This is a genomic window from Streptomyces sp. NPDC086989 (genome assembly GCF_044745505.1).
Classification (GTDB): Bacteria; Actinomycetota; Actinomycetes; order Streptomycetales; family Streptomycetaceae; genus Streptomyces.
The window spans coordinates 89,330-101,682 of record NZ_JBIVAL010000004.1 but is presented as its reverse complement, the minus strand read 5'-3'; the positions used below and the strand labels follow the sequence as shown (position 1 = coordinate 101,682).

At 74.0% G+C, this 12,353-nt stretch carries 9 protein-coding genes; 4 read left to right on the top strand and 5 right to left on the bottom strand.

The window, feature by feature from the left end; all coding sequences use genetic code 11:
* Positions 1–5: 5 nt before the first annotated feature.
* Both ACIPK4_RS10175 and ACIPK4_RS10170 read left to right on the top strand, forming a co-directional pair.
* Positions 6–899, top strand: a complete 894-nt coding sequence (locus ACIPK4_RS10175) for a phosphatase PAP2 family protein (protein WP_082410946.1) — start codon at positions 6–8, stop codon at positions 897–899.
* Positions 900–1,082: 183 nt separating this feature from the next.
* Positions 1,083–1,976 (top strand): immunity 49 family protein, encoded by an 894-nt coding sequence (locus ACIPK4_RS10170; RefSeq protein WP_402310835.1) that lies wholly within the window; start codon positions 1,083–1,085, stop codon positions 1,974–1,976.
* 148 nt (positions 1,977–2,124) lie between these two features.
* On the opposite strand, the gene ACIPK4_RS10165 is transcribed toward ACIPK4_RS10170, so the two are convergent.
* Genes ACIPK4_RS10165 through ACIPK4_RS10155 form a run of 3 tightly spaced genes read right to left on the bottom strand, consistent with a single transcriptional unit; the run spans position 2,125 to position 4,402 of the window.
* Positions 2,125–3,303, bottom strand: a complete 1,179-nt coding sequence (locus ACIPK4_RS10165) for a hypothetical protein (protein ID WP_402310833.1) — start codon at positions 3,301–3,303, stop codon at positions 2,125–2,127.
* Positions 3,300–3,557 (bottom strand): DUF397 domain-containing protein, encoded by a 258-nt coding sequence (locus ACIPK4_RS10160; RefSeq protein ID WP_054226343.1) that lies wholly within the window; start codon positions 3,555–3,557, stop codon positions 3,300–3,302. Before ACIPK4_RS10160 ends, ACIPK4_RS10165 begins: the two co-directional genes overlap by 4 nt.
* Positions 3,554–4,402, bottom strand: a complete 849-nt coding sequence (locus ACIPK4_RS10155) for a helix-turn-helix domain-containing protein (protein ID WP_402310830.1) — start codon at positions 4,400–4,402, stop codon at positions 3,554–3,556. The genes ACIPK4_RS10160 and ACIPK4_RS10155 overlap by 4 nt, the downstream gene beginning before the upstream one ends.
* Before the next feature lie 343 nt (positions 4,403–4,745).
* Here ACIPK4_RS10155 and ACIPK4_RS10150 point away from each other — a divergent pair, with 343 nt between their 5' ends.
* Entirely contained in the window at positions 4,746–5,630 is an 885-nt protein-coding gene (locus ACIPK4_RS10150; protein WP_402310828.1) for a helix-turn-helix domain-containing protein, read from the top strand.
* A 10-nt stretch (positions 5,631–5,640) separates the two neighbouring features.
* Here ACIPK4_RS10150 and ACIPK4_RS10145 read toward each other — a convergent pair whose 3' ends face one another.
* Both ACIPK4_RS10145 and ACIPK4_RS10140 read right to left on the bottom strand, forming a co-directional pair.
* Positions 5,641–6,441: a class I SAM-dependent methyltransferase gene (locus ACIPK4_RS10145; RefSeq protein ID WP_402310826.1), complete on the bottom strand. Its 801-nt coding sequence runs from the start codon at positions 6,439–6,441 to the stop codon at positions 5,641–5,643.
* Between the two features lie 31 nt (positions 6,442–6,472).
* Positions 6,473–9,460, bottom strand: a complete 2,988-nt coding sequence (locus tag ACIPK4_RS10140; protein ID WP_402310823.1) for a bifunctional [glutamine synthetase] adenylyltransferase/[glutamine synthetase]-adenylyl-L-tyrosine phosphorylase — start codon at positions 9,458–9,460, stop codon at positions 6,473–6,475.
* An 821-nt stretch (positions 9,461–10,281) separates the two neighbouring features.
* Here ACIPK4_RS10140 and ACIPK4_RS10135 point away from each other — a divergent pair.
* Positions 10,282–12,327 carry a PIG-L family deacetylase gene (locus ACIPK4_RS10135; protein ID WP_402310820.1) on the top strand — a complete coding sequence of 682 codons (2,046 nt, stop codon included), beginning with the start codon at positions 10,282–10,284 and terminating at the stop codon, positions 12,325–12,327.
* Positions 12,328–12,353: the final 26 nt, after the last annotated feature.

Sequence of the window (12,353 nt, the reverse complement as noted above, 5' to 3'; positions counted from 1 at the left end):
TCCCCATGGGTGAAGCGAGCGTGAAGACACTGGAAACCCGAACGGAAGTCTCGTCACCCCCCGTGACCGAGAGTGAGACCCGTCCGGGAGATCAGCGCGCTCTCCTGCCCCGGCTGCGGGCCCCGCGCCGGCCGCGGATCTGGTTCGAGATCCTGCTCATCGGGGTCAGCTACTGGACGTACTCGCTCATCCGCAACGCGGTGCCCGAGCAGAAGGCGGCCGCCCTCGCGAACGCCGACCGGCTGTGGGACCTCGAACGCACCCTCGGCATCGCCGTGGAGCAGTCCGTCAACCACGCCGTCGACTCGGTGACGTGGCTGATCGTCGGCATGAACTACTACTACGCCACGCTCCACTTCATCGTGACCATCGGTGTCCTGGTGTGGATCTACCGGTTCCATCCGGGGCGTTACGCGGCCACGCGCATGGTCCTCTTCGCCACCACGGGCGTGGCCCTGCTCGGCTACTACTTCTACCCGCTCGCCCCGCCGAGGCTGATGAACGGCGGGCACTTCGTCGACACCGTGCTCGTCCACCACACCTGGGGCTCCATGGCCTCCGGCAACCTCAAGCACATGTCGAACCAGTACGCGGCCATGCCCTCCATGCACATAGGGTGGTCGCTCTGGTGCGGGCTGACGATCTTCGCGGTCGCCTCGGCCCCCTGGGCCCGGATCCTGGGCCTGCTCTACCCGGTGGCGACCCTCGTGGTGATCGTGGCCACCGCCAACCACTTCTGGCTCGACGCCGCGGGCGGCATGCTCTGCCTGGCGTTCGGCTACACGGCCTCCCGCGCCTGGTACGGCTCGCTCCCCCACCGCCTGCCGCGCCACCCCGAGGCCACGGACCCCCACCCGGCGACCGCGGCGGTCCTGAACCGCTTCCGCGCCGCCCGCTGAACGGGTCCGGCACACCGGCCGGCCTTCCCGCACCGGGTCCGGCATACGGGCCCATTCCCGCACCGTGACCGGTCCACCACGTACGGTCCGCAGTTCTCCCGCACCCGCCTTCCACGCCCGCCGCCGATGTCAGTGGGCGTTGTTACCGTGCGCGTCGCAAGGTGAAACGATCAAGGAGGCGGCGTGCAGGACGTGAAGCGGCACGAGGTCAGCGAGCACCGGATGTCCCAGGCACTGGAGGACGTCACCGGTCGGGCCTACGACCACTGGCACGGGCTGCGGTACGGCGGGCTGTCCCTGAAGGGGCTCCACGAGACCCGCGACGACCTCCTCGACCACGTCGGCGCACAGACGCAGACGGATCCCGAGCTGAGCGGAGCCGTCGTACGCCGTGCGCTGCGGACGGCCGCCGAATGCGCGCTCGGCGAACTCTCCCTCGGCTGCTTCCCGGGCGGCGACTTCGAGGTGCCGTTCCCCCTGCTCCACGAGGAGCTCAGCAGCACGGACATCTCCTTCGGCGACGCCGTCGACCAGGCGCCCACCGCCCGGACCTGGCTGGACGCCTTCGCCCTGTGCGTGGCCAGCGGGGCGGTGCGGGAGCGCGACCGGGTCATCGGGCTGCTGCTGCGGGAGGACTACGCGCCCGCCCTCCGCGACGGCGTGCCCTACTCGCCGCTCGACTCGCACTCCGACCCGGCCGAGCTCGCCGAGATGGACGCGCTGTGCCTCTACCTCACCCGGGCAGCCGGGCACCTGCCGCGGGACTGGCCGGACGCGACCCTGTGCAAGCCGGACGCCGCCGAGCGCGCGGAGGCGGCCCGCCGGCTGGACGGCCTCGGCGTGCTCACGCCGGACCAGCGGCTGCTGCGCGTCCTGCTCGACGACGACCAGCCCGCCTTCGAGCGCGCCATGGCCGGGAACCTCGCCGGCATCCGCGAGGGCGCACGCCCCGACGCCGCCCCGCGGACCCTGTTCCCGGCCGCCACGATCGCCGTGGCCGCGCTCGCCGTCCAGGTCCACGGCTGGCGGCTCGGCGTCACCTCCGCGTACCTCCCGCAGAGCCTCCTGCACGCCTGACCGCCGCCCGGCCGCGAGCCGGCCCGCCACCGCTCCTCCCCGGCCGCGCCGAGCGGTCCGCCCCGGGCCACGCGGACACCGCGTTCGGCTGGGACCTGGCCACGTTCGCGGCGTACGCCCGCACTCTGTGGGGTGCGGGCGGGAGCGGTCAGCCGGTGCGCCCTCCGCGCGGGCCCCGCCATCGCTCCACCAGCCCGCGCCGGGCTCCGGGCACGGGCACGGCCCCCGGTATCGGTACCGGGCCGTCCGCGCTCGCGCCGATCCGCGCCATCGCCTCGGTGAGGGTGCGGACGTAGGCCTCGTCGGCCAGGATCCGGACGTGCTCGTACGGGTGGCTGAGCCGCTCGTCCGCCGCCAGGATCCGGCGCAGCAGGGGCGCCGCCGCGGCGGCGGGGGCGCCGATCTCACCGAGACGGCGCACGGCTTCCCGGACCGGCAGGGCGGGGTTCCCGGTCCAGTCGGGGTCCACCTCGGCCAGCAGCACCGGTACGGCGGGTTCGGCGTCCCCGGCGATCCGCCAGTACGCGTGCGCCGCGGCGACGCGGGTCCAGGCGCCGGGCGATTCCATCAGGCGGCGCACGGTGTCGGCGTGGGCGGCGGCCAGCGGGCCGAGATCGGCGAGGAAGGGCAGGCCGTGGCTCGCGCTGCCGGAGGCCGCGGCCGCCCCGCACACGTCGAGGGCGAGCGCCGGGTCGCCGGTGGCCCTCCAGTGCGCCCAAGCGGCCAGCCGCGGGTGGTGGCGCCGGGCCTGCGGGGCCCGGCCGGTGGCGAAGTCGGCCAGCCGGTCGGCGGCGACGGCCGCGGCCGGGCCGATCCGGCCGAGGACGCGCAGGGCGTCGTAGGCGTACGCGGTCTCCAGGTACGGCAGCACCTCGGGCACGGCGGGCGCGGAGGCCGGGCCCCAGAGCGCGAGGAGTTCGAGGGCGGCGGTGCTCGCGTGGTACTTCGGCGGATCCTGGCGCAGCACCGCCCGCATCGTCGGGAGCAGCTCCGCGGCGGGCAGCGCGGCCAGGTGCGGGACCCAGGGGACGTGAAGCGGGACCCAGTCGTCCTCCGCGATGCGCCGGAGGGCGGGCAGCGCACGGAGGTCCCCCATCCCGGCGAGGGCGACCGCGAGCTCCTCGACGTTCCCGAGCCGTGTGGCGAGGGCCCAGGCCAGCCGGTCGGCGTGCCCGGAGACGGCGGAGCCGGCCTGTGCCACCGCCTTGGCCGCGTCCCAGCTGCTGCCCAGGGGACTACAGGCGGCCCTGACGACGACTTCCCAGCACTTTGGATCCGGCCGCCGGTAGCGGATGACGGCCTTGACGGCCGAACCCGTGCTTCTCACGCGGTCGCGTAGGCGACGAACCCGTCCCAGGCGGCGGGGGCGACGGCCAGCCGGCCGTCGTCGGGCCGCTTGGAGTCCCGGACGAGGACGGTGCCGGGGGTCCGGGCGACCTCGACGCAGTCGGCTCCATCAGCGGTGCTGTAGCTGCTCTTGGTCCAGGCGACTTCGACGCAGTCGGGTCCGTCGTTGGTGCTGTAGCTGCTCTTGACCCACGTCAGTGTGGAGAGGCCCTCGGCCGACTGCTTGATGCTCATGTCTCCCCCAGTACCTTCTCGATGAACGTCAGAGATTCGCGAGGCGTCAGAGCCTGCGCTCGGATCATGCCATAGCGCATGTCCAGGACCTGGACCTCTTTGGGCTCAGTGATCAGGCGGCTGACCAGCTGAACTTCGTTGTGCCCAACCGTCGTTCCATCGTTGAGGCGCATGATCTTCAGTGATCCTGCGAGACCGGCGTGCTCCTCCACCGCAGTGGGCATCACCTGGATCTCCACGTTGCGCAACTGGCCGGCCTCCAGCAGGTGCTCCAGTTGGCGGCGCAGCACCATTTTGCCCCCGACGGGCCGTCGGAGCACAGCCTCTTCCTGCACGACGGTCAGCAGCGGGGCCGGATGTCGCCGGAGGATGTCATGGCGCGCCACCCTCGCCGCCACCAGACGCTCGATCTGATCCTCCGAGTAAGCCGGGCGCCTCACCGCGTAGAGGGCACGGATGTACTCCTCGGTCTGAAGCAGGCCCGGGATCACGCCGTTGTCGTAGGACCCGATCTCCACCGCCTCGGACTCCAACTTGGCCAGATCCCGGACCTTCTTGGGATAGCGGGCCTTTTCGACGTCCATCTTCATCGCGGCGATCTTCCCGCCCGCACCAAGAACCGCGTCTGCCTTGTCCAGGAACTCGGGGCGTGGAATGCGGGTGCCGCTTTCGATCTTGCGGGTCAGGTCCGCCCCGTAGCCCATCAGCTCAGCGAATGCAGAACGGTCAAGTCCGGCGGCCTCCCGCCACATTTTCAACTGGCGTCCCACCGCCGCGACGACCGCCCCGGATTCGTCCTCCGGGTCGAGTGCCCAGCTCGACTCGTCGGCGCCCTCTGTGCTCACTGCCACCTCCGTCGACCGTCAACTCCGTTCAGGCTACGCACGGATGGCCACACCAGGTCACGTGAACCGGAAAGTCCGATTTCACCGGATCGAGGTTGCCGCGACCCGGTGGGGCGATAACCGGTGACGCTCGACACCTAAAGACAAACAACCGGGGGAAATGACCTCTCCCCACCTCCCCCTCCCCCTCTCACCCGGACGGATGAATCACCCCAACCCGGCTGGCGCATATGCCAATCCATCGGGCACGCTTGCCCCCGACAACCCCATAACGCAATTCGGCCCTCGCTCGGGACGCCAATCCCGCCGAGGGCCTGACCAACGAGAAGGCAACACCCTTCCCATGGCTGATCAGCAGTTTAGCGCGCCTTCGCGCGTCTCGTCGGGCATCCGACACATCAATCAGGACCACCGCCGCGGCTACGTCAAGATCGGCAATCACCTGGCCCAGCACCGCGAGTTGAGCATGGGCGCGATCGGTCTGGCCACGCACATCCAGTCCCTCCCGGCGGGTGTGAAGGTCACCATCAAGGCCCTCGCGTCCCGCTTTCCCGAGGGCGAAGTGCGCATCGCCGCCGCGCTGAACGAGCTGGAGGCGCACGGGTACCTGGCCCGCTACCGCGAGCGGCTCCCCACCGGCCAGATCGTGACCTGCACGGTCTCGTACAACAACCCGCCCGCGAGGTGGACGGAGAAGCTCCGCGAGCCGTACGACCCGGCATCCGCCGCCCCCGCACCCGCCCCCGAGCCGCAGCCGCAGCCGGAACCGCCCGACGGCCCGGAACCGAGGCCTGACCCGGAACCGACGCCTGAACCGGAACCGGAGCCGGAGCCGGATGCCGTACCGGAAGTCATCGCCCAGGCGCGCGAATTGCTCGCCCGACTGCGGCTGCGGGATCCCCGGCTCGTGCTGTCCGAGCGGGACACCGTACGGCTGGCGCCCGCCGCGGCGGTGTGGCTGGAGCGCGGGCTGCCCCCGAGTGCCGTCATCGCCGCCCTGGCCCGCTCGCTCCCCGCGACGCCCATCCACTCACCGGCGGCACTGCTCGCCCACCGCCTGCGAGAGCTGCTCCCGCCCCGGCTGCCCGACCCCGGCGAGGCCCGCCCCGTACCGCCCGACCGCGAAATCCACCCGCTGCGCACCTGCGACGGCTGCGACCGCGCCTTCCGCTCCCCGGTACCGGGCCGCTGCCGCGACTGCCGACCCCCGGACGCGCGGGCGGCGTAGCCGGACCGGCTCAGCCCACCCGGGCGAGGAAGAGATCGCTGAACAGGGTCATGGGGATGCCTCCCCCGTGGGCATCCAGGACCCGGCCGGTCGCGGCGAGGACCTGCTCGCGCCGGTCGGCGGGCAGGACGCGGTAGGCCGAGAGCGAGGCCAGACATCCCAGGTAACGGGCGGTGTCGTAGTACAGGTCCTGCCGGTACCGGACGGAGCGCAGGCCCGTGAACCGGCCGTCGCGGCGGCACTCGTCCTGCGGCCAGCCGGCCGACGGGCCGCCGCCCCAGTCGCCGGGCACCTCGCCGAAGGCGGACGCCGTGCGGCCGTGCGGTGCACCGGTGATCCCGTGCCGGGCGTCGACCTCGGACAGCGCGGAGTGCAGGTCTGCGTCACGGACCCCCTGCGGGTTCCAGAACAACGCCAGCGCGCCGCCCGGTGCGAGGGCCTCGTGCACCAGGTCCCAGCGCCGCTGCGGATCCGTCCAGTGCCAGGAGGTCGCGGCGAAGACCAGCCCGAAGCCGCGTCCGGCGGGCCGCCAGTCCTCGAAGGCGCCGACGTGCACCCGCACCCCGGGACGGTGCGCGGTGTTGCGGCGCAGCACCTGCGCCATCCGCGGGTCGGGCTCGATGCACACCAGCTCCGTGCCCGCCTCGGCGAACGCCGCCGTGGCCTTGCCGGTGCCCGCGCCGATCTCCACCGCCGCGCGGCCGCCCAGGGCCGCGTACGCCAGCACCTCCGCGACCAGCTCCCGCGCGTATCCCGGGCGTGCGGCGTCGTAGACCTCGGCCACCTCGCCGAACACGCGGCTGCGCGCCATGTCGACCTCTCCCCCCTGGGTCATGTGCGCGCTACGCCCCGTAGAACAGGTCGTCCACGACCGCCCGGGCCCGGCGGGTGATGCGGCGGTAGTCGTCGAGGAGCTCGCCGACCGTGCCCTCCGCGTAGCCGAGGTAGCGTCCGACGGCCCCCAGTTCGCGGGCCTCCGAGGGGAAGGTGTCCCCGGCGCGGCCGCGGACCAGCATCACCGCGTTGCGGACCCGGGTGGCGAGCACCCAGGCCTCGTCCAGGATCTGCGCCTCCTCGGCCGGGATCAGCCCGGCCGCACGGGCGGCGGCCAGGGCCTCGCGGGTCCGGGTGGTGCGCAGAGCCGGCTCCGACCAGGCGTGCTGCATCTGGATCAGCTGGACGGTCCACTCGACGTCGCTGAGGCCGCCGCGGCCGAGCTTGGTGTGCAGGGTCGGGTCGGCGCCGCGCGGGAGCCGCTCGGACTCCATGCGGGCCTTGAGGCGGCGGATCTCCCGTACCGCGTCCTCGCCGAGGCCCTCCGCCGGGTAGCGCAGCGGGTCGATCAGCTCGATGAACCGGGCGCCGAGGTCGGCGTCGCCCGCGACCGGTTCGGCGCGCAGCAGGGCCTGACTCTCCCACGTCAGGGACCAGCGCCGGTAGTACGCGGCGTACGAGGCCAGGGTGCGCACCAGCGGTCCGGAGCGGCCCTCGGGGCGCAGGTCGGCGTCGATGAGCAGCGGCGGGTCGGCGGTGGGCAGCTGGAGCAGCCGGCGCATTTCGGCGATGACGGTCTGGGCGGCCTTCGCGGCCTCCTGCTCGTCGACGCCGTCGCGGGGTTCGTGGACGAACAGGACGTCGGCGTCGGAGCCGTAGCCGAGCTCGTGGCCGCCGAAGCGGCCGACACCGATGATCGCGAAGCGGGTGGGCAGGGTCTCGCCCCAGTGGTTGCTGACGGCGGCGCGCAGGGCTCCGGCGATGGTGGCGGCGGTGAGGTCGGAGACGGCGCCGCCGACCCGGTCGACGAGGGCTCCCGGGTCCTCCTCGGCCGGGCTGTCCTCCGTACCGTACGAGCGGATGATGTCGGCGGCGGCGGTGCGGAACAGCTCGCGGCGGCGGACCCCGCGGGCCGCGGCGACGCCTGCCTCGGCGCTGTCGGCGCGGCCGACGGCGGCGAGCACCTCCTGCTCCAGGGCCTCGTGCGTACGGGGTTGCAGTCCTTCGGGGTCGCCGAGCAGGGCGACGGCCTCGGGGGCGCGCATCAGCAGGTCGGGGGTGAGCCGCCCGGCGGACAGGACGCGGGCCAGGTTCTCGGCGGCGGCGCCCTCGTCGCGCAGCAGCCGCAGGTACCAGGGGGTCTTGCCGAGGGCGTCGGAGACCTTTCGGAAGTTCAGCAGGCCGGCGTCCGGGTCGGCGGAGTCGGCGAACCAGCCGAGCATGACCGGGAGCAGCGTGCGCTGGATGGCGGCCTTGCGGGTGACGCCGGAGGCGAGGGCTTCGAGGTGGCGCAGGGCCGAGGCCGGGTCGGCGTAGCCGAGGGCTTCGAGGCGCTGGCCGGCGGCGCGCGGGGAGAGCCGGGTCTCGCCGGGGGCGAGCTGGGCGACGGCGTCGAGCAGGGGCCGGTAGAAGAGCTTCTCGTGCAGGCGCCGGACCACGGAGGCGTGGCGGCGCCAGGCCTTGTTGAGTTCGGCGACGGGTTCGGTGCGCAGGCCGAGGGAGCGGCCGAGGCGGCGCAGGTCGGCCTCGTCCTCGGGGACGAGGTGGGTGCGGCGCAGCCGGTAGAGCTGGATGCGGTGCTCCATGGCGCGCAGGAACCGGTACGCGTCCCCCAGCTGGGCGGCGTCGGCGCGGCCGACGTAGCCGCCGGCGGCGAGGGCCTGCAGGGCGACGAGCGTGCTGCCGGAGTGCAGGCCGGCGTCGCTGCGGCCGTGGACGAGCTGGAGCAGCTGGACGGCGAACTCGACGTCGCGCAGACCTCCGGGGCCGAGTTTGAGTTCGCGGTCGACCTGGGAGGCGGGGATGTTGTCGACGACGCGGCGGCGCATCTTCTGGACGTCGGCGACGAAGTTCTCGCGTTCGGCGGCCTGCCAGACCATGGGCGTTATGGCGTCGATGTACTGCGCGCCGAGGTCCGGGTCGCCGGCGACGGCGCGGGCCTTGAGCAGGGCCTGGAACTCCCATGTCTTGGCCCAGCGCTGGTAGTAGGCGAGGTGGGAGGCGAGGGTGCGGACGAGGGGGCCGTTGCGGCCTTCGGGGCGCAGGTTCGCGTCGACGGGCCAGATGGTGCCCTCGATGGTGGTCTCGGAGCAGATCCGCATGAGGTGGGAGGCGAGGCGGGAGGCGGCCTGGACGGCCTGGCCCTCGTCCCCTCCGTTGCGGGCGTCCCCGACGAAGATGACGTCGACGTCGGAGACGTAGTTCAGCTCGTTGCCCCCGCACTTGCCCATGGCGATGACGGCGAGCCGGCAGGCGGCGGCGTCCTCGGGGGCGGCGGCGCTCGCGATCCGCAGGGCGGCGCGGAGGGTGGCGGTGGCGAGGTCGGCGAGCTCGGCGGCGGTCTGGGCGACGTCGATGGTGCCGCAGACGTCCCGGGCGGCGATGGAGAGCAGGCACCGGCGGTAGGCGACGCGCAGGGCGACGGGGTCGTGCGCGCCGGCCAGCCCGCGCTCGAACTCGGGCAGCCCCGGGTGCAGGTCGACGGCCTCGTACGTGACGAGGGCGTGCCAGTCGCGGGGGTGGCGGGCGAGGTGGTCGGCGAGCGCCTCGGACGCGCCGAGCACGCCGAGGAGGCGGTCGCGCAGCGGTTTCGCGCTGACGAGGGTGTCGAGGAGCACGGGCCGCTCGTCGTCGGACTGCGCCTCGGCGAGCCGGACGAGCCCGAGGAGGGCGAGGTCGGGGTCGGCGGTGGCCCCGAGGGCGTCGAGGAGCACCGGATCGGTGCGTACGGAGGCCAGCGCATCGGAATCGAGCAGCCGGGCTGCGGCCGAGGGGTCGGTGAACCCGCTGCGCAGCAGCCGGATGAAGGTACTGCTCCTGCGTCCCGGGACCGTCATCCCGCCGCCTCCCGCGTGCGTCGCCGCCGGCCACCGGCCGGGCGTCCTGGGGGGAGCCTAGCCGGAGCAGGCGTTCGACTCACCGGCGTGTCCCGGCACATACCTGACGCAGATTGTCTGATTATCTTGATACTTAATCCGAACAACCTCCCGAACACGTGCCCTTGCTGCGGGCCGCTACCCGCCCGAGGACGCACATGCCCGACGGACTCCCCGCCCCGGGCCCTTGGCACGCCCCGGGCACCCCGGACCCGACCCGGCCACAACCGCAGCCGCAGCCAGGCCACCCGGCCCCGCCGTGGGACCGGGTGCAGCCGGCACCGGCCGGCCCGGCCACGGGCCCGGCCGCCCAGCCGTGGCGGCCCCACCCCGGCCCGGCCGCGGGCCCGGCTCCCGCGCCGTACGCGCAGGCCTGGGGTCCGGCGACCGGCCCGGACACGGACACGGGCCCGGCGCAGCCGTGGGCTGACGCAATGCCGGGCCACTCGCCGCACCCCGGGGCCGGCGGTCCGGGTCCGACCCCGCCGCACCCGGGCCACCCCGGTCGGCCGTGGCCGCAGCTCCACCCCGGACACGACGTCCCCGGCACGGGCCCGGCGCAGCCACGGCCTGACGGGGCGTCGGGACGTCCGCCGCACCCCGCTGCGGGCGGGATCCCGGCCGCCGCGCCGTACGAGGGGGCGAGCGTCCCCGCCCCCCGCCGGGCCGGCGACGCCGAAGCCCCGGCCCCCGACTCCCGCCGCGCCGCGCGGCGTACGCGGGCCGACGGCGGGCGTGGGGGTGCGCGCCGGAGCCGGGCGCGGGCCCGGGTCGTCAAGGGCGTGGCCTTCTGCGCGGCCACCGCCGCCACCTGCATGCTCGTCCTGCGCGGCAACGAAGCCCTCAGCGGCATCGGCCACCGCCCCGCGGCGGCCCCGGCGGCCGCCGTCGACGCACCCGACCCCGGCCGCGTGCTGCAGATCGTCGCCCACCCCGACGACGACCTGTACTTCATGAACCCGGACCTGCGCTATTCCATAGCCGCCGGCCACCCCGTCACCACCGTCTACCTCACCGCCGGCGAGGCGGACGGCATCAACGCCACCGAAGGCAGACAGGCCACCACCGCGCCCAACAAACCCGCCTACGCCGAGGCCCGCCAGAACGGCATCCGCGCCGCCTACGCCAAGATGGCCACCGGCGACCGCGCCAGCGCCTGGAAGCGCACCGTCGTCCCCACCAAGGGCGGCGGCCACGCCGAGGTCGACGTCCTCGTCGCCAAGCCCGAGGTCAACCTCGTCTGGCTGCAGATGCGCGAGGCCGGCACCGTCTACGACAGCGCCCCCGACAGCCTGCACGGCCTGTGGGACGGCAAGGTGGCCCGGCTCGAATCGGTCCTCGCCTCCGGCTCCCCCGTCAAACAGCGGTTCTCGTACTCGAAGGAACAGGTCGTCCAGACCGTCACCGGCGTCCTGGAGCAGTACAGGCCGACCACGGTCCGCGCCCAGGACCCCACCCCCGGCCGGTTCCCCGACACCAAGCGGTACACCGACCACCAGGACCACTTCTACGGCGCCCGCTTCGTCCAGGCCGCGCTGGCCGCGTACGCGAAGGACGTCGGCGCCGGGCAGCGCCCGCACTTCGCCGTGCAGAACTACGTCGGCTACTTCAACGGCTCCCTGCCGAGCGCCCTGGACCCCGACGAGGCCAAGGAGAAGCTGGACATCCTGGGCACCTACGCCTGGCTCGACAAGCAGAACCACTGCGGCAGCGACGCCGGCTGCGGCGACCTCAAGGTCGCCGACCACCCCGCCGGCAACGGCTGGACCTCCACCGTCAACTACGCCCGCGGCACCAGCACCTCCTGGCTGGTCTCCGACAAGGAGCACGGCCTGTGGGCGTTCAAGGTGCTCGACGGCCAGGTCGCCGTCTGGCACCGCTCCGGCCCCATCGGCGCGTGGAGCGGGCCCCGCCTGCTGCCCGGCACCGGGATGGACCCGGGCGTGGCCACGGTCACGCTGCCGGACGGGCGGATAGCCGCCTTCGGCACCCGTACGTCCTTCGGCGCGCGGCCCGCGGACTACCGGCGCGAGGTCGTGTACGCCGTCCAGAAGGGCCCGGGCGCGCAGGAGTTCGGCGACTGGCAGTCCCTGGGCACGCCCGAGACCGCCGACGAGAACTGGACCTCCGACATCAGCGCCCCCGCCGTCTCGGTCGACGGCACGGGACAGCTGGCGGCGTACGTCCGCGACGGCGCGGGCACCCTGCGCGGGCGGGTGCAGAGCGCGAACGGCGGCTGGGGCCCGTGGGCGCAGTACGGTGGCACCGGCCTGCACGGCACCCCGGCCACCGCCACCGACGGCGCCGGGCGGCGCATGGTGTTCGCGGCCACCACCAAGTCGGTGCTGGGCTGGGTGCAGCCGAAGCCGGGCGCGCCGCTCGGTCCGGCCACGGCCACGGGGCTGCCGGACACGACGCTGCCGCTGACCGCGGAGGGGCGCGAGGGCGGGGTGCGGCTGTGGTTCCGGAAGCCGGGCTCGGGCAATGTCCGTACCGCCCTGGTGACGGCGGACGGCGGACTGAAGACGAGCGGCCCGACCGATCTCGGCGGCCTCCAGGGCTTCGGCCCGGTGACGGCGAGCGGGCACGTGCTGGCCGGCCGCTCGGCGGGCGGCCGGCTGGGCTCGGACCTCGGGGCGGGGCGGCCCTGGGAGCGCTCGCCGCTGATGTTCGTCGGGGCCCCGTCGTCCACGATGACGGGCAAGGACATGGTCAGCCTGGCGGTGGTGGGGCTCGACGCACGGCTGTACGTGACCTCGTCGGCGGACGGTGCGCACGCGTACCTGGCGCCGTGGCTGCCGGTGGGCCCGCGCAACGCGGGCCCCTGAAACCCGGGCCCGGGCCGGCCCGAGCC